Below are 24,160 nucleotides of genomic sequence, written 5' to 3'. Positions count from 1 at the left end.
CCCTAAACTGGCGGCCTTTCCGGGGGGATGCGAGCCGCGTGGTGCAGGAACAAGTCGAACGGGCGCCGCGCGCGGGCGGGATTCTCGATGGCCCCAGCCAGCGGGCTGCATGGCTGCGCCGTGCCGCCGGCCCGCTGTTCTCGGTGGGCATGCTGTGCTTGGCGCTGTTTGCCCTGCATCTGCTGGCGCGCGAGGTGAACTACCACCAAGTACGCCAGTACGTGCAGAGTCTGTCGCACCAGCGCCTGGGGCTGGCAGTGCTGTTCACCCTGGCCGGCTATGCGGTGATGACACTGTACGATCGGTTGGCGCTGGCCTCGATCGGACGTCGGCTGCCGTGGCGGCGGGTCGGCCTGATTTCCTTCATCAGCTATGCCTTCAGCAATGCGGTGGGCATGTCGCTGCTGGTGTCCGGCTCGATCCGCTATCGCTTCTACCTGCAGAACGGGTTGGGCAACGGCGAGATCGCCCGCGTGGTGCTGTTCTGCACCAGCAGCTTCTGGCTGGGCCTGCTGGCGCTCACCGGCACCACCTTGTTGTGGGTGCCGCTGCCGCCGGAGTTGCCGCTGGCCGGCCTGAGCCAGCCGGTGGGCGCGGTGCTGGTTGCGCTGCCGCTGGCCTGGCTGGCGGGCGGGTTGATCCATCGCCCGCTGCGCATCTGGCGTTGGCGCGTGACGCTGCCTTCCGTGGGCACCGCGTTGAAGCAGATCCTGGTCGGGGCGTGCGACTGGGGCCTCGCCGCCGCGGTGCTTTACGTGCTGATGCCGGATGCGCTGAACAACGGCTTCGGGCATTTCCTGGCGATCTTCGTGATCGCCCAGATCATCGGCCTGGTCAGCCACGTGCCCGGCGGGCTGGGAGTGTTCGAGGCGGTGATGCTGGCCGGCTTCGGTGCCACCGGCAACGCCCAGCTGACTGCACCGATCCTCGGTGCGCTGGCCGCGTACCGCGTGATCTATTACCTGCTGCCGCTGTGCACCGCCGCCCTGCTGGTGCTGCAGCGCGAGGCGCAGGGCTGGCGTCGCAAGGCCGTGCTGGCACCGTGGCTCACCGGCTTGCTGCCATCGTTCTTCGCGGGGCTGACCCTGGTCTGCGGGGCTGTGCTGCTGTTCTCCGGTGCCACCCGCGCATTGCCCGTGCGCATGGCGATCCTGGGCGAGTTGTTGCCGCTGTCGGTGCTGGAGGTTTCGCACCTGCTGGCCAGCGTGATCGGCATGCTGCTGCTGATCCTGGCGCGCGGCCTGCAACGGCGGCTGGATGCCGCCTATTGGCTGACCCTGGTGTTGCTGCTGGCCGGCGCGGTGTTCTCGCTGCTCAAGGGCATCGACTACGAGGAGGCCGCGCTGATGACCTTGCTGGCACTGGCGCTGGCGCCGGCCCACCGGTTGTTCCATCGGCGCGCGTCGCTGTTCAGCACCAGCTTCGGTGTGGGCTGGATCGTGGCGATCGTGGCTACGCTGGGCTGCGCGGCGTGGCTGGTGGTGTTCAGCTACAAGCACGTCGATTACAGCGCCGACCTGTGGTGGCAGTTCAGCCTGCAGCACGGCGGCGCGCCGCGAGCGCTGCGCGCGCTGGTGGCCGCGGTCGTCACCGGCATGCTGTTCGCGGCGGCCAGCCTGATCCGTCCGCAGAAGCTGCAGCGCGAACGACCCGACGAGGCCGAGTTGGCGCAGGTGCTGCCGTTGATCAAGCAGTTTCCCTCGGCGCAGGCACACCTGGCGCTGATGGGCGACAAGAGCCTGCTGTTCGACGATGAGCACAAAGCTTTCGTGATGTTCGACACGATCGGGCGCAGTTGGGTCGCGATGGGCGATCCGGTGGGGACCGACGAGGTCGCACGGCGCGAGCTGGTGTGGACTTTCCTCGAACAATGCGAACGCGCCGGTGGCTGGCCGGTGTTCTACCAGGTCAGCCCGGCCAACCTCGACCTGTACCTGGAGGTGGGCCTGAACCTGTTGAAGATCGGCGAGGAGGCGCGGGTGCGGTTGCAGGACTTCAACCTGGACGGCAAGTCGCGCAAGGTGTTGCGCAACACGGTAAACAAGCTGCACCGCGAGGGCTTGCGCCTGGAGATACTTCCCGCTGAAGCCGTGGCCGGCCTGCTGCCGGAGCTGCGCGACGTGTCCGACGCCTGGCTGGCCGACAAGCAGGTGCGCGAGAAACGGTTCTCGCTCGGGGCCTTCGATCCGCGCTATCTCTCGCGCACGCCGCTGGCGGTGGCATGGCAGGACGGGCGACTGGTGGCGTTCGCCAATCTGCTGCTCAACGACACGCGCGAGGAGGCCTCGGTTGACCTGATGCGCCATCGCCCGGATGCGCCGGCCGGCATCATGGATTTCCTGTTCGTGGAACTGATGCAGTGGGCGCGCGCGGAAGGCTATCGCTGGTTCAACCTGGGCATGGCGCCGCTGGCCGGCCTGCACAGCCGGCGCCATGCGCCGTGGTGGAACCGCTTCGGCGCGATGGTGTTCGGCCGCGGCGAGCGCTTCTACAACTTCCGCGGCCTGCAGCGCTACAAGCAGAAATTCGATCCGCAGTGGGAGCCGCGCTACATGGCGGTGCCACGCGGCATCGCCTTGCCGATGATCCTGGCCAACGTGGCCAGCCTGATCGCGGGCGGCCTGGGCGGAGTGGTGCGTCGATGAAACGATGGAAGACCTGGTTGGCCGGCGTGCTGGTGCTTGGCCTGCTCGGCGCCTTGCTGGCGTGGCGGCCGTGGTCCTCGGTCAGCCTGGCCGATGCCACCGTGGTCTGGCCGGTGGCCGCGCGTGCCGTCCCGCCGCCGGCGGGCAAGGACGACGTGATGGCGGTGATCGTCTCCGGCGACGGCGGCTGGGCCGACCTGGATCGGCGCCTAGGCATCGCCCTGATCGACCGCGGCGTGCCGGTGCTCGGCATCAACTCGTTCAAGTACTACTGGCGCGGACACGACCCGCGGCAGACCGCGCGCGAACTGGACGCGTTGATGACGAAGCACCTCGATGCCTGGGGCAAGCGGCGGATCTGGCTGATCGGCTTCTCGTTCGGTGCCGACGTGCTGCCCACCATCACCGACCAGCTCAGCGCCCGGAACCGCGCGCGGATCACCCAGATGGTGCTGCTCTCGCCCAGCCGCGACGTGACCTTCGAGATCGAACTGCAGGGTTACATGATCGAACAGGGCTGGTTCAAGGAGCGCCTCAAGGACGCGTTGCAGTGGGTCAACCCGATCGACCATCACGACCCGCTGCCACCGCTGCTGGCGCTGCACGGCCAGCCGCCAGTGGTGTGCTACTACGGTCTGGACGATGCGGCCGACAGTCTGTGCGACCAGCCCGGTCTGCCGACGTGGGTTGCCGTGCACGCCAAGCGGGGCGGCCATCATTTCGACGAAGGCTACGGCCCGCTGGCGCAACAGATGCTGGACGAATTGCCGGCGTCACCGGATACCGCCGCACAGCCTTGAGCACCGTGCAGGCGGCAGGCGCGCAAAGGCGCCGCGATACACTGCGCGCCTGTTTCCCGGATCAGGACATCGAGTGAGCATGGCGGGAGTATTCGCGGCACCGGCCGCGGCGCTGGCGGCGTTGTTCGTGCCGTTCGAGACGGCGCGGCTGGCACGACCGGCGGATGGCCGGGTGCTGTTTTTGCGCGCGCGCGCCGATGTGCGCCTGCGCGAGCTGGCGCAGCCGGGCTGGTTGTGCGAGCAGAGTTTCCTGCCGTTCGCCGAGGAGCTTTCGCGCCACGGGCTGCGCGTGGGCGAGCCGGCGGTGGACGAGCGTTTCGCGCTGGTGCTGGTGCTGCCGCCGCGCCAGCGTGACGAGGCGCGCGCACTGTTCGCCCGGGCGCTGCAGCACGCCGCGCCGGGCGGCATCGTGCTGGCGGCGATGGCCAATGCCGAGGGCGCGAAATCGGGCGAAGCGGATCTGCAGAAACTCGCCGGTCCCGTGCAGCAGTTGTCCAAGCACAAGTGTCGCGTGTTCTGGGCCACGCGGGACGAAGCTGCCATCGACCAGGCGCTGCTGGAGACATGGCTGGCGCTGGATGCACCACGCGAGATTGCCGGCGGCTACGTCAGCCGGCCGGGGCTGTTCGCCTGGGACCGCGTCGATTGCGCCTCGGCGCTGCTAGCCGAACATCTGCCGGCGGACCTGCACGGTCGCGTGGCGGACCTCGGTGCCGGTTACGGCTATCTCGCCTGCCAGCTGATCGCACGCTGCCCGCGGATCGACGCGATCGACCTGTACGAGGCCGAGGCGCGCGCGCTGGAGCCGGCCCGCGCCAACCTGGCGCGGGCGCAACGCGAAGCTGGTCGCGAGCTGGCGGCGAACGTGCATTGGCACGACGTGACCCGCGGCTTGCCCGAACGCTACGATGCGGTCGTCAGCAATCCGCCGTTCCACCTGGGCCGCGCGGACCTGCCGGAGCTGGGCCGCGCCTTCATCACCAGTGCGGCGGATGCACTGGTACCGCATGGCCGCCTGCTGCTGGTGGCGAATCGTCACCTGCCGTACGAGGCGCACCTGGGTCAGCGCTTCGAGACCGTGCGTACGTTGGCGACGCAGGATGGGTTCAAGGTGATCGAGGCCACCGGAGTGCGCGCATGAAACTGGTCAAATTGATCGCCAACCTCGGTTACGGCAGCCGCAAGGACGTGACCCAGCTGTTCCGCAGCGGCCGCATCACCGACGCCGCTGGCGAGGTGCTCTACGCCGACGACGTGGTGCCGCTGGAGACCATCCGCGTCGACGACGAACCGCTGGACCCGCCGCCTGGCCTGGTGCTGATGTTGAACAAGCCGCTGGGCGTCACCTGCTCGCGCAAGGACCCGGGCCGCATCGTCTATGACCTGCTGCCGCCGCGTTACAGCGTGCGCTCCCCCGCGCTGTCCACCGTCGGCCGGCTCGATCGCGATACCTCGGGCCTGTTGCTGTTCACCGACGATGGCGCGCTGCTGCACCGGATCATTTCGCCCAAGGCGCAGGTGGCCAAGGTCTACGAGGCCACGCTGGCGCAGGACCTGCGTGGCGACGAGGGCGCGCTGTTCGCCAGTGGCACGCTGTTGCTGGAATCGGAGAAGGAGCCGCTGGCGCCCGCGGCGCTTGACGTGCTGGGGCCGCGGCATGTGCGCCTCACCGTCACCGAAGGCCGTTATCACCAGGTGCGCCGGATGTTCGCCGCCGCAGGCAATCACGTGGAGACGTTGCAGCGCATCTCGGTCGGCGCACTTCCCCTGGGCGAGCTGCCGTCCGGCGAATGGCGCCCACTCGATGCCGCCGAGGTCGCGCTGATCTTCGCGTAGGAGCGCCGGCTTTGTCGTCGCAACCCGATGGCGGACGGTGCCCGACCTACAGCACGTGCACGGCCGTGGGGATGGCGTTGCCGAACCACTTGTGCCGTTCGTCGCGGCAGCTCGGGCTGCCCATGGCGAACTGGCGGCAGATGGCGGGGCGATCCTCGTAGATGGTGCAGCCGAAGGTGTTCGGGTTCACCGCGGCACACCAGCCCTCTTCGCCCTTGGCGAGAATCGCCATGCCGTGCTCGTCATGGTCGACGAGCCACGCGGGTATGTGATCCTCGGGCATCAGCACCACGGTCAGGCGACAACACACGGCTTCGCAGGTCGAACACTGCACGCCGGGGTCGATGCTTTCGCTGCAGGGGGCCGGGATATTTTTCACGCGTCAGCATGGCACGCCGGACATGAATGCCATGTTGTGGCGCAAACTCGCGGTGCACCTTGCAAAGCTCCTGACACCGCGCATATTGGCGTGAGCCGTGCGCGATGCTTTCGCGGCGCGTGGCGAAAGCATCGCACTGAGGGTGCGTTCCTGCATTGGGCCAGGTGTATCCATGTTCAACCTGCGTTTCGACAACACGTTCGTGCATGAGCTTCCCGGTGATGCGGAGCCGGGCGGGCAGTTGCGCCAGGTCGAGGGCGCGCTTTACTCGCGGGTCGACCCCACGCCGGTGGCGGCACCGCGCGTGCTGGCGCACTCGGCGGAGATGGCTGCGACACTCGGCTTCAGCGAGGCGGAGGTGGTCAGCGCCGAGTTCGCCCAGGTGTTCGGCGGCAATGCCTTGCTCGAAGGCATGTGGCCGTGGGCGGCGAATTACGGCGGCCACCAGTTTGGCCAGTGGGCCGGCCAGCTGGGCGACGGCCGCGCCATCTCGCTGGGCGAGCTGGTCAACGCGGCGGGCGAGCGCTGGGAGCTGCAGTTGAAGGGGGCAGGCCGAACCCCGTATTCACGCGGCGCCGATGGCCGCGCGGTGCTGCGTTCGTCGGTGCGCGAGTTCCTGTGCAGCGAGGCGATGCATCACCTCGGCGTGCCGACCACGCGCGCCCTGTGCCTGCTCGAAACCGGTGAACCGGTGCTGCGCGACATGTTCTACGACGGCCATGCCGCGCCCGAGTCCGGCGCGATCGTCTGTCGCGCGGCGCCCTCGTTCATCCGCTTCGGCAACTTCGAGCTGCCGGCCTCGCGCGGCGACGTCACGCTGCTGCGGCAACTGGTCGATTTCACCATCCGCCGCGACTTTCCGGAACTGTCGGGGCAGGGCGAAGCGCTTTATGCCGAATGGTTCGCCCAGGTCTGCGAACGCACCGCCACGATGATCGCGCACTGGATGCGCGTGGGTTTCGTGCATGGCGTGATGAACACCGACAACATGTCGATCCTCGGCCTCACCATCGACTACGGCCCCTACGGCTGGATCGACAACTTCGACCCGGACTGGACGCCGAACACCACCGACGCCCAGCGCCGCCGTTACCGCTTCGGCCAGCAGCCGAACGTGGCGTGGTGGAACCTGAGCCGGCTGGCCGGGGCGCTGGCGCCGCTGTTCGACGACGTGGCGCCGTTGCAGGCCGGGCTCGACCGCTACGCCGAGGTCTATGCCGCCGCGGATCGCGTCAATATCGCGCGCAAGCTCGGGCTTGCCGAGTGCCGTGATGCGGATGTGGTGCTGATGCAGGACCTGCACGGGCTGATGGCATCGGCCGAAATCGACATGACACTGTGGTTTCGCGCGCTGGCCGAGCTCGATCCATTGGCGCCGACCCTGCAGCCAATGGACGATGCTTTCTACGATGAGGCGAAACAGCGCGGTGCCGAACCCGCGCTCATGGACTGGCTGACGCGCTATGCCACCCGCCTCGTCGACGATCCGCTTTCGGCCGACGCGCGCCGCGCGCGCATGCGGGCGGCCAATCCATGCCATGTCCTGCGCAACTACCTTGCACAGCAGGCAATCGACCAGGCGAGCGCGGGCGACCCTTCCGGCATCCACGAGCTGCTCGACGTGATGCGACATCCGTACGATGACCAGCCGGGCCGCGAAGCGTTTGCTTCGAGGCGGCCGGACTGGGCGCGGCACAAGGCGGGTTGCTCGATGCTCTCGTGCAGTTCGTGAAACGCACAAGGGCCGGCATGGCCGACCCTTGCGTTCGCTGCGATTGGTGCCCCCGAGACGATTCGAACGTCCGACCTGTCCCTTAGGAGGGGACCGCTCTATCCGACTGAGCTACGAGGGCGGGGTGGCGATTTTCGCATGGATCGCGCGGTCTTGCTCCTCCCCCTGCTTGCAGGGGGAGGCGGGGAGGGGTTGCGCAGGGTCGCTGAGAACCAGGATCAAGAGCCCCCACCCCAACCCTCCCCTGCGAGCAGGGGAGGAAGCCTTTCTCGCCACCCTGTTAGAATGGCCAATTGCCTATTTCATCCACGGCGCCGGCGGGCGCCGCACGACCAGGAGTCACGTATGTCGCATGCCATCCTCAAGTCGCTCGGTATCGGTACCGAACATTCTGGTACCTATCTCGGCCAGGGCGAGTGGTCCGAGACCACCGACGCCGGCGCGCTGCAGCCGGTGAACCCGGCCACCGGCGAGGTGATTGCCACCGTGCATGCCTCCAGCGCCGCCGACTACGAGACCATCGTCAAGCGCGCCCAGGAAGCATTCAAGGTGTGGCGTACCACGCCGGCGCCGCAGCGCGGCGAGGCGGTGCGTCTGTGTGGCGAGGCGCTGCGCAAGCACAAGGACGCGCTGGGCTCGCTGGTCGCGCTGGAGATGGGCAAGATCAAGCCCGAGGGCGACGGCGAAGTGCAGGAGATGATCGACATCGCCGATTTCGCCGTCGGCCAGAGCCGCATGCTGTACGGCTACACCATGCATTCGGAGCGCCCCGGCCACCGCATGTACGAGCAGTATCACCCGCTGGGCATCGTCGGCATCATCAGCGCGTTCAACTTCCCGGTCGCGGTGTGGGCGTGGAACGCGATGCTGGCTGCCGCCTGCGGTGACATCTGCATCTGGAAGCCGTCGCCGAAGACGCCGCTGTCGGCCATCGCCGCGATCAAGATCTGCAACGAGGCGCTGAAAAACGGCGGCTATCCGGATCTGTTCTTCCTGTTCAACGACGCCGGCAGCGACCTGGCGCAGGCCTTCGTCGACGACAGGCGCATCCCGCTGATCAGCTTCACCGGCTCGACCAAGGTCGGCCGCATGGTCGGCGAGCGCGTGGCGCAGCGCATGGGCCGCTCGCTGCTGGAGCTGGGCGGCAACAACGCGATCATCCTGGACGAAACGGCCGACCTGAAGCTGGCTGTGCCGGGCATCGTGTTCGGCGCGGTCGGCACCGCCGGCCAGCGCTGCACCAGCACGCGCCGCCTGTTCGTGCACGAGTCCATCCACGACAGCGTGCTCGACACCCTGGTCAAGGCCTACAAGCAGGTCGAGGGCAAGATCGGCGATCCCACGCTCGCCACCACGCTGATGGGCCCGCTGAACAGCCAGGACGCCGTGAAGGGTTATCTCGCCGCGATCGAGAAGGCGAAGGCGGCCGGCGGCACGGTGGCCACCGGCGGTGCGGCGCTGACCGACCGCAAGGGCAACTTCGTGCTGCCGACCATCATCACCGGCTTGAAGAACGCCGATGAAGTCGTGCAGACCGAAACCTTCGCGCCGATCCTCTACGTGATGAAGTTCAAGGATCTCGACGAGGCGATCGCAGCGCAGAACGACGTGCCGCAGGGACTGTCCTCGGCGATCTTCACGCAGAACCTGAAATCGGCCGAGAAGTATCTCTCCGCGGCAGGTTCGGACTGCGGCATCGCCAACGTCAACATCGGCACCTCCGGCGCCGAAATCGGCGGCGCGTTCGGCGGCGAGAAGGAAACCGGCGGTGGCCGCGAGTCCGGCTCCGACGCGTGGAAGGTCTACATGCGCCGCCAGACCAACACCATCAACTACTCCGATTCGCTGCCGCTGGCGCAGGGCATCAAGTTCGATCTGTAAGTGCCGGCAACAGGCCCGCGGCCGGTTCGCCGGCCGCGGGCGATCACGTTACGATGCTCTCGGCGCCAACCCGGCGCATTTCCGCGAGCAAGCCGATGAACGATCCCGTGTCCTATCGTGCCGCCGCTCCGACCAGCACGCTGGCGGTGGTGAGCCTGGTGTTCGGCATCCTGGCCTGGTGCGTGCTGCCGTTCGTCGGCGCGCTGGTGGCCATCGTCTGCGGCCACCTCGCGCGCAGCGAGATCCGCAGCAGCCACCCGGAACACCGCCCCGAAGGCGACGGCCTGGCGATCGCCGGGCTGGTGCTCGGCTATGTGCAGCTGCTGCTGTCGGTGCTGTTCGTGTTCGTGGTGATCGCGGTACTGTTCTTCGGTTTCGCGCTCGGCGGCTGGCACGGATGGTGAATTCGCTGCCGCCGTTCGATTTTCGTGGCTGGCGCGTGCTGGTGGCCGGCGGCAGCCGCGGCATCGGCCGCAGCATCGCGCTGGGTTTCGCCCAGGCCGGTGCCGCGGTGTCGATTTGCGCGCGCGGCGCGGCGGCGCTGGAGGAAACCCGCGCGCAGATCGCCGCCCACGGCGTGGTGGCGCACGCGCTACCCACCGACCTGGCGCAGCCGGAAGCAATCCAGGCCTGGGTGGCGGGAGCGGCGGACGCGCTGGGCGGCATCGACGTGCTGGTCAACAACGCCAGCGGCTACGGCTTCCACGACGAGGACGAGGACTGGCTGGCCAACTTCAACGTGGACCTGATGGCGGCCGTGCGCGCCTCGCGGGCCGCGCTGCCGCACCTGGCCGGTTCGGCGCATCCGTGCATCCTGCACACCAGTTCGATCTCGGCGCTGCGCCCGCGTCCGGGTGGGTCGTCGTATGCCGCCTTGAAGGCCGCGTTGAGCCATTACACGACATCCCAGGCGCAGGCACTGGCGCCCCGGCGCATCCGCGTCAACGCGATCGCGCCGGGCTCGATCGAGTTTCCCTGCGGCCTGTGGGATCAATGCCGCAAGGACGATCCGACGCGCTACGCCGAGGTGCGGGCGAAGATTCCGTTCGGCCGCTACGGCACGCCGGAGGAGGTCGCGCACGCGGCCCTGTTCCTCGCCTCGCCATGGGCCGGCTGGATCACCGGCCAGACCCTCGTGGTGGACGGCGGCCAGTTGCTGGCCGGCTGAGCGTGACCCGGCCACCTTCGACGCGCTGTCCGGCACGCTAAACTGCGCGACATTCCACGACTGCCGGCGTTATCGACTTGGCCCTCTATGACATCCTGCGTCCGCTGCTGTTCTCGCTCGAGGCGGAGTCGGCCCACCGGCTGACCCTGTACGGCCTGGGTGTGGCCCAGCGCAGCGGTTTCGCCCATCGCTTCGCCACCGTGCCGGCCGACCTGCCGGTGCGCGCGTTCGGCATCGAGTTTCCCAACCCGGTCGGGCTCGCCGCGGGCCTGGACAAGAACGCCGAGCATCTCGACGCGCTGAACACGCTGGGTTTCGGTTTCATCGAGGTGGGCACGGTCACGCCGCTGCCGCAGCCGGGCAACGCCAAGCCGCGCCTGTTCCGGCTGCCCGCGCACGAGGCGATCATCAACCGCATGGGCTTCAACAACGACGGCGTGGATGTGCTGGTGCGCAACGTGCAGCAGTCGAGCTACCACGGCGTGCTCGGCATCAACATCGGCAAGAACAAGGACACGCCGAACGACAAGGCAGTCAACGACTACCTGACCTGCCTGGCCAAGGTGCACGAGCTGGCCAGCTACGTCACCGTGAACATCTCCTCGCCCAACACGCAGGGCCTGCGCGACCTGCAGGAGCAGGCCACGCTGCACAAGTTCATCTCCATCCTGCGCGCGGCGCAGGAGCGGCTGGGCTCGCAGCATGGGAAGCGCAAGCCGATGCTGCTGAAGATCGCGCCGGATCTCTCCGGGGTCGAGCTCGACGCGATGGCCGAGGTGCTGCTGCGCACCGGCATCGACGGCGTGATCTGCACCAACACCACGACCGACCGCGAGGCGGTGGCGGGCGATCCGCGCAGCGGCGAGGCCGGCGGGCTTTCCGGCAAGCCGCTGTTCGAGCGCTCCACTGCCGTGCTGGCCGGCCTGCGCCAGCGCCTGGGCGAGCGCATCCCGCTGATCGGCGTGGGCGGCATCCTCGACGGCAGCGACGCGGTGGAAAAGCTCGACGCCGGCGCCTCACTGGTGCAGCTCTACTCGGGCCTGATCTATCGCGGCCCGCACCTGGTGGCCGAGTGCGTCAACGAAATCCGCCGCCGCGAGGCCCCGGCCGATGGCGTCTGAGCGCGTGGACATGGGCGGCTACACGCTCGCCGAGAACGCGTCGCTGGCGCATCTCAACACCTTGCGCGTCGATGCGCGGGCGAATCTGCTGGCGGACATCCGCGATGCCGCCAAGTTGCCCGAGCTGCTGGATTTTCCGGCGATCCGCCAGGGTCGGCTGCTGGTGCTGGGCGAGGGCAGCAACGTGCTGTTCACCGACGATTTCCACGGCACCGTGCTGCGCATGTCGACGCGCGGCGTGCAAGTTGAAAGCGACGGCGACAGCGCGCGCATCGCGGTGGCCGCGGGCGAGCGCTGGGACGACTTCGTGCGCTGGACGCTGGGGCAGGGCTACGCCGGGCTGGAGAACCTGATCCTGATCCCCGGCACGGTCGGCGCCGCGCCGATCCAGAACATCGGCGCCTACGGCTGCGAGGTGGCCGAGTTCATCGAAAGCGTGGAAGCCTGGGACCTGCGCGAGCGGCGCGTGGTGATGCTGGACCACGCCACCTGCGCGTTCGCCTATCGCGATTCGCTGTTCAAGCACGAGCCGGGCCGCTACATCGTCACCGCCGTGCGCTTCGTGCTGCCGCGCAGCCGCGCGCTGCGCACCGACTACGCCGGCATCGACGAGGAGCTGGCGCGGATGGGCGTGGACAAGCCCGCGCCGTTCCACGTCGCCGAAGCGGTCGTGCGCCTGCGCACGCGCAAGCTGCCCGACCCGGCGGTGATCGGCAACGCCGGCAGCTTCTTCAAGAACCCGATCGTCGAGGCCGCCACGGCCGAGGCGCTCCAGCGCGAACACGCCGGCTTGCCTGCGTGGCCGCAGGGCGACGGCCGCTGCAAGATTTCCGCCGGCTGGATGATCGAGGCGGCCGGCTTCAAGGGTGTGCGCGAGGGCGACGCCGGCATCTCCAATCGCCACGCGCTGGTGCTGGTCAACCACGGCCAGGCCAGCGGCCCGCAGCTGTGGGCGCTGGCGCAGCAGGTGATGGCCGGCGTGCAGGCCAGGTTCGGCGTGCGGCTGGAGCCGGAACCGGTGGTGGTCGGCGCCGGCTGAGTCTCCGTCGCGTTTGTGCTTCGCGCGCGGAACGCACAGACTCCGAGCCGTCACCCCTGTGTGGAGACCCTGATGACATCCGCCCCGGTCGCGCCTTCATGGCACGTCACGCGCTGGTTCAACAGCGCACCGCTGACCCTCGGCGACCTGCGCGGCAAGGTGGTCGTGGCCCACGCGTTCCAGATGCTGTGCCCCGGCTGCGCCATGCAGGCGCTGCCGCAGATGAAACGCGTGCAGCACATGTTCCCGCCGGAGCGCCTGGCGGTGATCGGCCTGCATACCGTGTTCGAGCATCACCAGGCGCAAGGGCCGCAGGCGCTGGAAGCGTTCCTGCACGAGTACCGCTACACCTTCCCCGTAGGGGTGGATGAACACGCCCAGGGCGATCCGCTGCCGCTCACCATGCGCGCCTACGCCATGCAGGGCACGCCCACCTTGCTCCTGATCGACGCCCAAGGCCGCCTGCGCGAGCAGCACTTCGGCGTGCTGGAGGATCTGGCGTTGGGGACCGCGTTGGGCGGCTTGCTGGCGGAAGCGGACGGCTTGCCACCCGCTCGCTGACGGCGCATCGCGCGCCGGAGGTTTCAGGGCGATGACGCCGGCGCCGCCGCGGGGCAGGCCGGTGCGTCCGACACCGGAGCGTGCTGCGTGGCCATGTTTCGCCGTACCGATTGCTCCGGCGTCAGCCACAGCAGGCCGCGCGCCGCGCAGTCGGCGGCGTAATCGTAGAGCGCCTGCATCTGCGCCTGGTCGAAGTCGATGAAATTGGCCTGCGGATAGTCCACCGGGATCTCGGTGAGGCGGAACTGCATGCCGAGCCGGTGCGAGGCGGCGATGTTGTCGACGACCGCCTCGCGGGTCTTGTAGGTGAGCTCGGCAGCCAGGGCGTTGGCGAGGATGTCGACCGTGTTGTAACGCGTGGTCCGCGGCGTGCGCGCGAGCTGCCCGTTGACGATCATGTACAGGTGCGCGCCGCGCAGCAGCGGCAGGTCGGTGGACTGGATGCCGGCGATCAGGGGCGTGCTGAACACCGAGGTGGTGACGCCGCCATCCACGTGCATTTCGTCGTACTCCTCGCCGCCTTCGCGCACGCGAATCAGCGCCGGCGGGAATACGCCCGGCACGCTGGCCGAGGCAACCAGCACGTCGCGGAACAGCGCGCGCGCCTTCTCGCCGCCATGCCGGGCGATCTCGCCCAGATCCCACAGCACCGTCTCATGCTTGTCCAGGTCGGTGGTCGCCACCACCAGCCGGCGCCCGCTGGCCGCCTCGCGCGCTACGGCCACGATCATTTGCGGGGAGACGAAGTGGTCGACCAGCTTGAACAATGCGTTGTGGTGCGGCAAGCCGCGCGGCGAAAGCAGTCGCGACAGGATGTTGCGGGCAGGCGAGCGAAGCAGTTCCGCGCTGCGCTCGCCAGTGAAGGCGTCATGCATGCGCGCGTCCCAGTCCGGGCCGAGGAACGCGAACGGCGCCAGCAATGCGCCGGCGCTCACCCCGGTCACCATCTCGAAGCGCGGCCGCGCATGCGCCCGCGTCATCCCGGCCAGCGCGCCGGCGCCGTAGGCGCCGCCCGAACCGCCGCCGGACAGGGCGAGGATGTCCAGGCTGCCGTCGGTTGCCACGGCGTCGCGCAAGCCGCTGAAGAACGCCGGCGCCAGCACGGCGAAATTCTTCTGGTCGGTGGTGACCAACCGCACGCTGGCAGGGAAACCCGCCGGAGCGGCCGTGCCGATCAGGTCGGGCGGCGCGGGCCGTCGCGGCGCCGTCTGGCATCCGGCCAGCAGCAAACCCAGACACAGCAGCGCGAGCAAATTGCGCATCGTCGGCCCTCGTGTGGCTTCCCGCAGTATGCGACGCGATCCGGGGCGCTGAACAGGTGTCGATACGGAGTTTTCGATGCGGATGAAATCCCGGATATCGAAGCGTATTCAATCTGCCCAGCTGCCGCTGCACCACTGGCTTTCGCAGGGAACGCCGTCGCCATCGCCATCCATCTGCGTGCCCGGGCATTGCTTGATGAAGTAGGTGGCCTCGGCGCACGAGGTCATTTGCGAGCAGCGGGTGCGCCCGTCGCAGTGGTAAAGCGGATTGGATGCCGCAGGTGGCGCCTGCGTGGCGCGCGTGGACGGCATGACGGCGCTGGCGCGGTGAGTAGTGACGTACGAGTAGCCGAACCACCCGACGATTGCCAGCAGGAATAGGCCGGCCACCACGGCCACCGGGCCTTGTCGCGTCGTCGCGGCGGATGAGCGGCGTGCATGTCGCGCGGACGACTGGCTGCCGGGGCGCATCACGCGCACGGCACGCTTGCGGCCGTCGCCGCCCTGGTCGGGTTCGAACGAGACGAGTTCGCCTATACGCGGTCGCACGCCGTCGTGCGGGAAGGCCGAGATGTGGACGAAAATTTCCTCGCGGCCAGCCCCCGTCTCGATGAAGCCGAAGCCGCGTTCATCGTTCCACTTGATCAGTTTGCCGTGGGTGCGCATTGGCAGGACTTCCGGGTCTCGGGATGGCGCTCGGCCAGTCGCCTGATGCTAACGCTGGCGGGGAAGGCCGCCAACACGGTTGACTACGGTGTCGGCGATCTGCCCACGTGTCCGTCATGCTTGACGACTTCTGCCGGTCGTTTCAATCAACCCATGTTGCGCATGGACGGATGAGCTGCCATTTTGACCCGGACGACGGGTCTCCCCAACCGCAGTTTGATTCGATCATGGAGGTTGAACATGAAGGTGTCGTTGAGTTGGCCCGGTCGCGTGTCGTGGATGCTGGGAGCGATCCTGGTTGGCGGCTGCAGTACGCAAGAGGAGCGCAACTCGAGCGGGGAGCCTCGCACCAGTTACGCGGAGATGGCGGCGCCAGCGGGTGCAGCGCATTACACCTTGCAACCTGGCGAGACGGCAGTGAAACCCGTCCTGGACAAGCGGGTTTCACCCGTGTATCCGCCCACTCTGGTTCACCCCGGTGCCGCACCGGTCACTGTGGTGGCGCAACTGGTGATGGACGAGAATGGCCACGTCCGCGCCGTGCATCCGCAGGCCAGCACCGCGGATGGTCCGGGTCGTGCCCTGTTCGATGACGCGGTCGAGCAGGCGGCGATGAAATGGACGTTCACGCCGATGTACGTGCAGCACCCGCGGGGCGACGGCACCTATGAAATGACGCAGAAGCCTTTCAGCCTCCTGTACGTTTTCGATTTCAGAATGGTGGATGGCAAACCAGTCGTCGAATCGGCCGGGCGCTGATCCTCGACTGATGCGCGCGCGGGCGAGGCAATGGGTTCGCGTCATCGCGCATCGTCTCAGGCTTCCTGCAAGGTCGCCATGTGCAGCAACACCCCAGCCAGGCTTTTCAGGTCCTGCGCGTTGTGCGCGGCCACGCGGCGCAGGTTGCGGGCGGAGCCGCCGCGCAGGTAGGTGAGCCAGGCGGCGGGGGCTTCCGCGCCGGGCAGGTCATCCTCGCGCACCACGCCGAGCAGTTGTCGTTCGGCGGTGGCGAGGCGGCAGTTCGGCCATTGGTGCTTCCAGTGGCGACGCACCGGATGCAGCAGGTCCAGGTGGCCGCGGCCGGCCAGCGGATTGGGCAGGCGGGCGAGGCGGTAGCGAGTGGCCAGCAGCGGTGCGTCGTAGCATTTGCCGTTGTAGCTGACGAGCACGGTGTCTTCGTCCAGCCATTCGGCGAAGGCGCGCAGCATGGCGGCCTCCGCCGCCATGGTGGTGATGGTGAGCTGGCGGATGCGCAGGCGACCCTCTTGCCAATCAGCCGCGCCGATCATGAAGGCGCGGGTGCCGGTGCCGCCGGCCAGGCCGGTGGTTTCGGTGTCGAAGTGCAGCAGGCGATCGTGGTGGACGGGGTCCATGCGGGCGAAGCCGGCGTCGATGATCCGCGGTGGCACGAGCCAGTCGGCGAAGGCCTCGGTGTAGCGCAGGCCAGGTGACAGTTCGATGCCGGGAACGTCGCGGTCGCACGATGACGGAACCATGGTGAGGCCGCGTTTGAGCTGGGCGTGGCGCTGGAGCAGACGGCGCAGTTCGGGCGGCATTGCGGGGACGGACTGCGCGCCAGCCGGGCCCTTCGACTTCCTCGCTCCCCAGGGCTGCGGCCATCCATGGCCGCTCTCCGCGTGCGTTTCGCTACGCTCAGGGTGAACGGTCAGGGGAGTGGGGGAGCTGGCATGGGAGGCGTGCCCCGCTTCAGTCCGAAGCTGGCGCAGTTTCGCGAGCAATGGGTTCACAGCGCCACCAGCAGTGCGAGCACGCGCAGGGCCAGGGCTTTCGGTGTGGTGGCGTCAAGGCCGTCTGGCGATGCGCTGGGGAGTGATGGCGCGCTTTCGTCGGCAGCCAGCACCGGGCCGACGCAGGCGGGGCAGCCGGCGCGGCAGTCGCAGCGTTCGATCAGGCTCACCGATTGCGCCAGCAGATCTTCGCGGCGCCGGAACAGCGGTTCGCTGTGGCCGATGCCGCCGGGGAAGGCGTCGTACAGGTAGACGGTGGGCGTGAATGGCGCGCCCGGTGCCAGCGCGGCGGGCTGGCCGTCGCTGCCGCGCAGCTGGCCGCGACCACGAAGGTCGGTGCTGGCGAACCACGCGCCGTCGCCCGAGCCCACGGCTTTCTGCAGGTCGCGCGCCTCGGCCATCACCGCCACGGTGGCAACGATGTGCAGCGCGCAGGCCGCGCCGAGAAAACCATCGAGCGCCTGCTGGCGCTGTTCGAACGCGGCCTCCAGCACCATCTGCGGCAACTGCCACCACACCGCCGTGGTGTGCAGTTCCTGGTCGGGCAGGTTGACCGGGCCGTAGCCGATGTTCTCGTGCGAGTAGAAGCGGATCTTCTTGTAGCCGGGCACGCGGCGTACCACGTGCACCTCGCCGTGGTGGGCGTGGCCGCAGCCGGCGTGCGAACTGTCGAAGCAGTCCAGCACCTTGAGTTTGGTGTAGTCGATGGCGTCGGTGTAGTAGTCGGCGTTGGTGCGCGTGACATAGGCCTTGCGGCCTTCCCAATCCAGTTTCTCGACCTGGTAGGGCAGCGACTGCACCATGTGGATGGCGCCTTCATACAGCGTCACCGCGGCGGCGGAGTAGTCGACTTCGGCGATGATGGTCTGGCGGCCGTCGGTGCGGTCGACCACCACGAAGTTGCCGTCGGCCACCGAGCGCAGCGACACCGCGATGGCCGGATAGCTGTCGGCGATCCATTCCCAGCGATCACCTTCGCGATGCAGCACGCCTTCCTCGGCCAGCAGGTCGAGCCAGGGCGTGGCGACCTCGGTGCCGAACATCTCGTCGCCGGTGAACGGCAGCTCGAATGCGGCGCAGCGGATGTGGTCGAGCAGGATCAGCGGCTGGTCGGGCTGGATGCGGGCGTGCTCGGGCGTGGCACCCTGGAAGAATTCCGGGTGGCGCACCAGGTACTGGTCCAGCGGATCGGAGCTGGCCACCAGCACGCCCAGCGCGGATTGCTGGCGGCGGCCGGCACGGCCGAAGCGCTGCCATGTTGCGGCGACCGAGCCGGGGTAGCCGTTCAACACCACCGCGTCGAGGCTGCCGATGTCCACGCCCAGCTCCAGCGCCGAGGTGCTGACGATGCCGTCGATGCTGCCCTCGCGCATCGCGCGTTCGGCGGCGCGGCGCTCCTTCGGCAGGTAACCGCCGCGGTAGGCGCGGATGCGCGGGCGCTTGCGCGGATCGTGGTCGAACACGTCCTTGAGGTATTTGGTGAGCACCTCGACCATGCTGCGCGACTGGGCGAACACCAGCGTCTTCATGCCCGACTTGATCGCCAGCCGCGCGATGCGGTTGGTCTGCGAGCGGGCGGACGCGCGCAGGCCGAGGTCGGGGTTCACGACCGGCGGGTTCCACAGCAGCACGTGCTTGTCGCCGGTAGGTGCGCCGCTTTCGGTGATCGCGGTGACCGCGTCCTCGATCAGCGCCTCGGCATGCTCCTGCGGATTGCCGATGGTGGCCGAGCACAGGATGAACTGCGGGTTGACGCCGTAGAACGCGCAGACGCGTTTCAGGCGGCGGATCACGTTGGCCACGTGCGAGCCGAACACGCCGCGATAGGTATGCACCTCGTCGATCACCACGTAGCGCAGGTTCTCGAAAAACTGCGCCCACTTGGTGTGATGCGGCAGGATGCCCTGGTGCAGCATGTCCGGGTTGCTGACCACGATGTCGCCATGCAGGCGGATCGCCTGCCGCGCATCGCCGGGCGTGTCGCCGTCGAAGGTGAACGCCTTCACGCCCAGCGCGCCGGCCTGGTTCAGCTCCAGCAGCTCGGCCACCTGGTCCTGCGCCAGCGCCTTGGTCGGGAACAGGTACAGCGCCTTGGCGTGATCCTGCATGGCTGCGGCGACCACCGGCAGCGTGTAGCACAGCGACTTGCCCGAGGCGGTGGGGGTGACGATGGCCACGTGCGCGCCTGCGCGCGTCGCTTGCCACGCTTCGGCCTGGTGACTGTAGAGCTGGTCGATGCCCCGCGCGCGCAGCGCGCCGGCCAGCGCATCGGGGAGATCGTCGGGCAGCGGCGCGAACCTGCCCTCCCGACCGGGGACCACGAAGGCGCCGGTGATCCGCGCGGCGTAGCGCTTCGACAACCGCCGAGCCAGGTTGCGGCCATCGCCCGGCTCGCCCAGCACGAGGTCGTCGCTGGCGTAGCGGTCGGGTAGTGCGTTCATCGGCAGGCTCCGCGCGAGGGTCGGCGGATTAGGCCGCGGGCGCGTCTCACCGACTGAGATGGCGGAGCGTGCAATGTCGCGCGATCACACCCATGACTTGAAGCACGTTGCGCACTGCGCAGGCAGACGATAGCCTGCACATCCTTCCCATCCACCTGACGCGTCTGGAGGTCGCTGCCGTGATTCATTCCTCGATTTCCGCCGGGTTGGCGCTGCGCTGAGACACGCGCCCCGGATGGCCGTTTGCCGGCCCATCCATCCTTTTTGTCCGCGAGCCTGATCGCAGGCGTTGACCCCGGTGTTTCCGTTCGACCTCCCGTCAGGGCGGTCGCCACGTATCGTCATCGTCCGGGGTTCCACACATGTCTGTTCAGTTTCCCACCCTGTCCCAGCTCGGCTGGCGGCCGGGCCTCTCGCAACACCTCACCTTGCAGGATTTCGAAGCCGGTTATCCGGCCCGCGTGATCGATGTGCATCGCGGCGGGATGTCCGTGCTGTCCTCGCGTGGCGCGACCGTGCTGCCGTTGCCGCCCGGCGAGGCGCCCGCGCCCGTCGTCGGCGACTGGCTGCTGCTCGAGATGGATGCACCGCACGTGTTGTGCCGGATCGAACCGCACAGCGCGCTCGCCGGCAGCGCGGCCAACCTGGACAGCCTGTTCGTGGTCGACTCCTGCGGCGACGACCTCGACCTGCCACGGCTGGAGCGCTACCTGGCGCTCGCGTTCGCGGCGGGCGTGGAACCGGTGATCGTGCTGACCCGGGCGGATCTCTGCGCGCAGATCCCTTCCTGCATTCGTTCCGTGCAGGCGGTCGCACCGGGTGTCGCGTGCATCGCCGTGGATGCCACCACGGCCTCGACGACGAAGCCTCTGCAGGCATGGCTGGATAGTGGTCAGACGGTGGCCTTCGTCGGAGCCCCCGGCGTCGGCAAGTCGAGTTTGATCGATACGCTCGCCGGTGATGCGCCACGGCATGCCGGCATGTTCCAGCTGTCCGGTGGCGCGTGGGTGATCGACACCCCCGAGCTGCGCGAGCTGCGGGCGGACGAGGTGGACACCGACCTGCAGGCGCTCGACATCGAACCGGCCTGACCGCCCGGTTCGATCGCCGGGCAGGGCGTCAGGCGACCCGCGCCGTCGCCCATGCCCCGCGTTCGCGCCAGTGCGGCACCTCGGCCCAGCCGTCCTGCGGCGGCTCGCCGGCCAGTGCGCGGCGCAGTTCATGGCGCCCGAGGTGGGGTGCGAACTGGTGGATGAAGGCCAGCGTGTACTCGCGCGGCACACTGTCCCGGCGCAGCACCACCCAGGTCGTGCACGGCGCGAACAACGCATCGGCGGGCAGCGCGTGCAGATCCGCGTCGTCCTGCTGCATGGCCATTTCGGCGAGGATGCCCACGCCCATGCCGGCGCGCACGTAGGTCTTGATCAGGTCGGCATCGCCGGCCGTCATCGCGATCTGCGGCGACAGTCCCGCTTCCTCGAACGCGCGGCGCAGTGAAGATTCGGGCCGCAGCGAGGAGTCGTAGCTGACCAGCGGCAGCGTCGCCAGCTCGGCCAGCGTGGGTGGCTTGGCGCGCAGGGCCAGCGGATGGTCGCGCGGGGTGACGATCACCCGTTGCCAGCGGTAGGCGGCAAACGCCATGCCCGCCGTGGGTGCCGCGCCGGCGCTGCTGATGATGGCCAGGTCGACCTGGCCGGCTTCCAGCCGGGCCAGCACGTCGGCGTCGCGGGTCGGCTCCAGGTGCACGCTGACCTGGGGAAAGCTGGCATTGAGCGCGGCGATCGCCGCGGGCAGGGCGAAGCGCGCCTGGGTATGCGTGGTGGCGATGCGCAGCTCGCCGCGGGCCTCGTTGCGCAGGTTGGCGGCGATCGCGCGGATGTTGGCCGCCTCGCTCAGCATGATCCGCGCCCGTTCGATCACCTGCTCGCCCGCGTGGGTCACCGCGTCCAGGCTCTTGCCCTTGCGCACGAACAGCTGGAAGCCCAGTTCGTCCTCAAGCTGGCGCAGCTGCTTGCTGAGCCCGGGCTGGGTGGCGTGCACGCGCTCGGCGGCCAGGGTGATGTTGAGGCCGGAATCGGCGATGGCGATGAGATGGCGCAGCTGGGTGAGCGTCATGGGCGGGAATCCGTGCGCGATGGTCGGGGGATGGATGGGCGCTGCAACTGCGCATACATCGTGCAATCCCCCGGCCGCGGGCACCATGGATACCTGGATCGGTCGGATGACGTACTTTCATATTGGACGTCTATACGTCCATTCGTTTCACATGTCAATCGTGACAGCGGTCATGCCGCAACGGCATAAGCACCAAGGTACAAATCATTTGTCGCGCCGGTGGCCGCTTCGTAGCGTAGGCGAACCCTTTGTTCCGGCCAGTCCTGCGCATGAAGCTCTATCCGATCTTTGCCTCGTTGTCGCAGCGCGCCGTGCTGGTGGTCGGCGGCGGCGCGGTGGCCGAGCGCAAGGTGGCGGCACTGCTGGAGGCGCAGGCACAGGTGACCGTGAACGCGCCCAGCCTCACGCCGCGCCTGCAGCGCTGGGCGCGGCAGGGTCGCATCGCCCATCGCACCGATCCGTTCCGCGAAAGCTGGCTGGAGCGCGTGTGGCTGGTGGTGGCGGCCACGCCCGATCGCGAGATCAACGCGCTGGTGGCGAGCCTGGGCGAGTTGCGCCGGATCTTCGTCAACGTGGTCGACGATGCGGCACTGTCCAGCTTCCATGTGCCGGCGGTGATCGACCGCGCGCCGCTGACCATCGCGATCTCCAGCGGCGGCCAGGCGCCGATGATTTCGCGCCTGCTGCGCGAGCGGCTGGAGGCGCTGCTGGATGATTCGCTGGGCGCACTGGCGCGGCTGATGGCGCGCCTGCGCCCGCGCATTCGTGCCCGCTTTCCCGCACCGGCGGCGCGACGCGCCTTCTACGAAAACCTGCTGGCCGGACCGGTAGCGCAGTTGCTGCGCCAGCAGCGCCACGGCGAAGCGCAGGCGGTGGCGGAACAGACCCTCGCCGACGCGCCGCTGCCGGCGGTCGGATCGGTGGTGCTGGTGGGCGCCGGTCCCGGCGATCCGGGCCTGCTGACCTTGCGCGCGTTGCGCGCGCTCAACGAGGCCGACGTGATCCTGCACGACCGGCTGGTCGGCGCCGGCGTGCTGGCGCTGGCTCGCCGCGATGCCGAGCAGATCGAAGTCGGCAAGCAAGGCGGGCGACATCACACCACGCAGGAAACGATTCATGCCTTGCTGCTGGAACATGCGCGCGCCGGCCGCCGCGTGGTGCGGCTGAAAGGCGGCGACCCGTTCGTGTTCGGACGCGGCGGCGAAGAGCTGGAGTTCCTGCGCGCCCACGCGATTCCTTTCGAAGTGGTGCCGGGCATCACCGCTGCCGTGGCGTGCGCGGCGTTCTCCGGGGTGCCGTTGACGCATCGCGACCATGCCCAGTCGGTGCGTTTCGTCACGGCGCACTGCCGGGACTCGCGCGACACGCTCGACTGGGCCGCGCTGGCGCAGGAGCGGCAGACCCTGGCGATCTACATGGGCGTCAGCGAGCTGGCGACCCTGCAGGCACGCCTGATCGAGCACGGCCGCGACGCCACCACGCCGTTCGCCCTGGTTGAAAACGGCTCGCTGCCCGATCAGCGCGTGGTCTGCGGCGTGCTGGGCAACCTCGCCGAGCGTGCCGCGGCCCACGCCGTGGGCTCACCGGCGCTGCTGATCCTGGGCGAGGTGGCTGCGTTGGCCCCGTCGCTGGCCTGGTTCGGTGCCGCGCCGCTGGGCGCGACCGTGCACGCCTTGCGCACCCCCGTCGCCGCGCGCGACGACGTGCTCGAAGCCATTCATCGGGCAGCCTGTTGACCGATTCCGAATCGGCGCATGATCGGCTTTCGCCCATGCGTCCGTTGCCTCATGTCCGATTCCCCGAGGAGACCCCCATGATCTACGACAACATCCTGGACACCATCGGCCGCACGCCGATCGTGAAGCTGCACCGCCTGGCGCCCGAGCACGTCAGCATCTACGTGAAGATCGAGGCGTTCAACCCGGCCGGTTCGGTGAAGGACCGGCTCGCGCTGGCGATCATCCTGGATGCCGAGCAGCGCGGCACGCTCAAGCCCGGCCAGACCGTGGTGGAGGCCACTTCCGGCAATACCGGTGTGGCGCTGGCCGCGGTGTGCGCGGCGCGCGGCTATCCGTTCGTGGCGGTGATGTCCGACACGTTCTCGCTGGAGCGGCGCAAGCTGATCCGGGCCTACGGCGGCAAGGTGGTGCTCACCCCCGGCGCCGCGCGCGGCACCGGCATGGTGGAGAAGGCCGTCGAACTGGCGAAACAGCACGGTTGGTTCCTCGCCGACCAGTTCGAGAATCCGGCCAACCCGGCTTACCACCGCCAGACCACGGCAGCCGAAGTGCTCGGCGACTTCGCCGGCCGGCGACTGGACTACTTTGTCAGCGGCTGGGGCACCGGTGGCACCCTCACCGGCGTGGGCGAGGTGATGAAGGTGGCGCGGCCCGAGGTCAAGGTGATCGGTGCGGAGCCGGCGGTCGCCTCGCTGCTCGGCGGCAAGGAGTGGCAGCCGCACAAGATCCAGGGCTGGACGCCGGATTTCGTGCCCGCCGTGCTCAACGCCAAGGTGGTCGACCGGATCGTCACCGTCGACGACGTCGTCGCGCGCGACACCGCGCGGGAACTGGCCCGGCGCGAGGGCATCTTCACCGGGCTGTCCTCCGGCGGCACCCTGGCCGCCGCGCTTGAAGTGGCGAAGGACGCGCCGGCCGGATCGGTTCTGCTCGCGATGCTGCCCGACACTGGCGAACGCTACCTGTCGACCTTCCTGTTCGAGGGCGTCAACGAGGGTTCCGACGAAGTCTGAGTGTCGTCGGGCGG

Annotated in this window: 21 protein-coding genes and 1 tRNA gene; 15 read left to right on the top strand and 7 right to left on the bottom strand. The window is 68.7% G+C overall.

Going from position 1 to position 24,160, the window contains the following annotated elements:
- Positions 1–38: 38 nt before the first annotated feature.
- The 4 genes from mprF (at position 39) to B1991_RS09875 (ending at position 5,281) form a co-directional block, all read left to right on the top strand.
- Positions 39–2,645, top strand: a complete 2,607-nt coding sequence (mprF, locus tag B1991_RS09890; protein ID WP_246031127.1) for a bifunctional lysylphosphatidylglycerol flippase/synthetase MprF — start codon at positions 39–41, stop codon at positions 2,643–2,645.
- Positions 2,642–3,445, top strand: a complete 804-nt coding sequence (locus tag B1991_RS09885; protein WP_136258563.1) for an AcvB/VirJ family lysyl-phosphatidylglycerol hydrolase — start codon at positions 2,642–2,644, stop codon at positions 3,443–3,445. Before mprF ends, B1991_RS09885 begins: the two co-directional genes overlap by 4 nt.
- A gap of 79 nt (positions 3,446–3,524) precedes the next feature.
- Positions 3,525–4,586: a class I SAM-dependent methyltransferase gene (locus tag B1991_RS09880; protein ID WP_425466670.1), complete on the top strand. Its 1,062-nt coding sequence runs from the start codon at positions 3,525–3,527 to the stop codon at positions 4,584–4,586.
- Complete coding sequence (locus tag B1991_RS09875) at positions 4,583–5,281, top strand: pseudouridine synthase (protein ID WP_136258561.1); 699 nt, start codon at positions 4,583–4,585, stop codon at positions 5,279–5,281. The genes B1991_RS09880 and B1991_RS09875 overlap by 4 nt, the downstream gene beginning before the upstream one ends.
- 46 nt (positions 5,282–5,327) lie before the next feature.
- Here the strand turns inward: B1991_RS09875 and B1991_RS09870 are convergent, their stop codons facing one another.
- Positions 5,328–5,660, bottom strand: a complete 333-nt coding sequence (locus B1991_RS09870) for a YkgJ family cysteine cluster protein (RefSeq protein WP_136258560.1) — start codon at positions 5,658–5,660, stop codon at positions 5,328–5,330.
- Positions 5,661–5,832: 172 nt separating this feature from the next.
- On the opposite strand from B1991_RS09870, the gene B1991_RS09865 reads away from it, so the two are divergent.
- Positions 5,833–7,392 carry a protein adenylyltransferase SelO gene (locus B1991_RS09865; protein ID WP_136258559.1) on the top strand — a complete coding sequence of 520 codons (1,560 nt, stop codon included), beginning with the start codon at positions 5,833–5,835 and terminating at the stop codon, positions 7,390–7,392.
- Positions 7,393–7,436: 44 nt separating this feature from the next.
- On the opposite strand, the gene B1991_RS09860 is transcribed toward B1991_RS09865, so the two are convergent.
- A tRNA-Arg gene (locus B1991_RS09860) sits at positions 7,437–7,513 on the bottom strand.
- 224 nt (positions 7,514–7,737) lie between these two features.
- Between B1991_RS09860 and amaB the strand changes: the two genes are divergently transcribed.
- The 6 genes from amaB (at position 7,738) to B1991_RS09830 (ending at position 13,162) form a co-directional block, all read left to right on the top strand.
- The gene (gene amaB / locus B1991_RS09855) at positions 7,738–9,273 is read left to right on the top strand and encodes an L-piperidine-6-carboxylate dehydrogenase (protein WP_136258558.1); all 1,536 of its coding nucleotides are present in this window, start codon (positions 7,738–7,740) and stop codon (positions 9,271–9,273) included.
- Positions 9,274–9,368: 95 nt separating this feature from the next.
- Positions 9,369–9,677 carry a DUF4190 domain-containing protein gene (locus tag B1991_RS09850; RefSeq protein ID WP_136258557.1) on the top strand — a complete coding sequence of 103 codons (309 nt, stop codon included), beginning with the start codon at positions 9,369–9,371 and terminating at the stop codon, positions 9,675–9,677.
- A complete protein-coding gene (locus tag B1991_RS09845; protein ID WP_136258556.1) occupies positions 9,671–10,441 on the top strand; it encodes an SDR family NAD(P)-dependent oxidoreductase in 771 nt (256 codons plus the stop codon). The genes B1991_RS09850 and B1991_RS09845 overlap by 7 nt, the downstream gene beginning before the upstream one ends.
- Positions 10,442–10,518: 77 nt before the next feature.
- Positions 10,519–11,562 carry a quinone-dependent dihydroorotate dehydrogenase gene (locus B1991_RS09840; RefSeq protein WP_136258555.1) on the top strand — a complete coding sequence of 348 codons (1,044 nt, stop codon included), beginning with the start codon at positions 10,519–10,521 and terminating at the stop codon, positions 11,560–11,562.
- 10 nt (positions 11,563–11,572) lie between these two features.
- Positions 11,573–12,601, top strand: coding sequence for a UDP-N-acetylmuramate dehydrogenase (gene murB / locus B1991_RS09835; RefSeq protein ID WP_136258630.1), 1,029 nt, complete (start codon positions 11,573–11,575; stop codon positions 12,599–12,601).
- Positions 12,602–12,673: 72 nt separating this feature from the next.
- Positions 12,674–13,162, top strand: a complete 489-nt coding sequence (locus B1991_RS09830) for a redoxin domain-containing protein (protein ID WP_136258554.1) — start codon at positions 12,674–12,676, stop codon at positions 13,160–13,162.
- Between the two features lie 23 nt (positions 13,163–13,185).
- On the opposite strand, the gene B1991_RS09825 is transcribed toward B1991_RS09830, so the two are convergent.
- Together B1991_RS09825 and B1991_RS09820 are read right to left on the bottom strand one after the other, a co-directional pair.
- A complete protein-coding gene (locus B1991_RS09825; RefSeq protein WP_136258553.1) occupies positions 13,186–14,424 on the bottom strand; it encodes a patatin-like phospholipase family protein in 1,239 nt (412 codons plus the stop codon).
- A gap of 108 nt (positions 14,425–14,532) precedes the next feature.
- Positions 14,533–15,090 (bottom strand): cold shock domain-containing protein, encoded by a 558-nt coding sequence (locus tag B1991_RS09820; protein ID WP_136258552.1) that lies wholly within the window; start codon positions 15,088–15,090, stop codon positions 14,533–14,535.
- Positions 15,091–15,330: 240 nt separating this feature from the next.
- Between B1991_RS09820 and B1991_RS09815 the strand changes: the two genes are divergently transcribed.
- A complete protein-coding gene (locus B1991_RS09815; RefSeq protein ID WP_136258551.1) occupies positions 15,331–15,849 on the top strand; it encodes an energy transducer TonB in 519 nt (172 codons plus the stop codon).
- 56 nt (positions 15,850–15,905) lie between these two features.
- Here the strand turns inward: B1991_RS09815 and B1991_RS09810 are convergent, their stop codons facing one another.
- Together B1991_RS09810 and B1991_RS09805 are read right to left on the bottom strand one after the other, a co-directional pair.
- Complete coding sequence (locus B1991_RS09810) at positions 15,906–16,838, bottom strand: ribonuclease H-like domain-containing protein (RefSeq protein ID WP_168709615.1); 933 nt, start codon at positions 16,836–16,838, stop codon at positions 15,906–15,908.
- The gene (locus B1991_RS09805) at positions 16,835–19,279 is read right to left on the bottom strand and encodes a DEAD/DEAH box helicase (RefSeq protein ID WP_136258549.1); all 2,445 of its coding nucleotides are present in this window, start codon (positions 19,277–19,279) and stop codon (positions 16,835–16,837) included. The genes B1991_RS09810 and B1991_RS09805 overlap by 4 nt, the downstream gene beginning before the upstream one ends.
- Before the next feature lie 362 nt (positions 19,280–19,641).
- Between B1991_RS09805 and rsgA the strand changes: the two genes are divergently transcribed.
- Positions 19,642–20,370, top strand: a complete 729-nt coding sequence (rsgA, locus tag B1991_RS09800) for a GTPase RsgA (RefSeq protein WP_136258548.1) — start codon at positions 19,642–19,644, stop codon at positions 20,368–20,370.
- A 28-nt stretch (positions 20,371–20,398) separates the two neighbouring features.
- On the opposite strand, the gene B1991_RS09795 is transcribed toward rsgA, so the two are convergent.
- Positions 20,399–21,394, bottom strand: coding sequence for a LysR substrate-binding domain-containing protein (locus B1991_RS09795; RefSeq protein ID WP_136258547.1), 996 nt, complete (start codon positions 21,392–21,394; stop codon positions 20,399–20,401).
- A 269-nt stretch (positions 21,395–21,663) separates the two neighbouring features.
- On the opposite strand from B1991_RS09795, the gene cysG reads away from it, so the two are divergent.
- Both cysG and cysK read left to right on the top strand, forming a co-directional pair.
- Positions 21,664–23,130 (top strand): siroheme synthase CysG, encoded by a 1,467-nt coding sequence (cysG, locus tag B1991_RS09790; RefSeq protein WP_136258546.1) that lies wholly within the window; start codon positions 21,664–21,666, stop codon positions 23,128–23,130.
- A gap of 77 nt (positions 23,131–23,207) precedes the next feature.
- Positions 23,208–24,146, top strand: a complete 939-nt coding sequence (gene cysK / locus B1991_RS09785) for a cysteine synthase A (protein ID WP_136258545.1) — start codon at positions 23,208–23,210, stop codon at positions 24,144–24,146.
- The last annotated feature ends 14 nt before the right edge of the window (positions 24,147–24,160 follow it).

Origin of the sequence: Rhodanobacter lindaniclasticus (genome assembly GCF_004799035.1) — a bacterium.
GTDB classification, from domain to species: domain Bacteria; phylum Pseudomonadota; class Gammaproteobacteria; order Xanthomonadales; family Rhodanobacteraceae; genus Rhodanobacter; species Rhodanobacter lindaniclasticus.
This window is presented reverse-complemented; position numbering and strand designations above follow the sequence as displayed.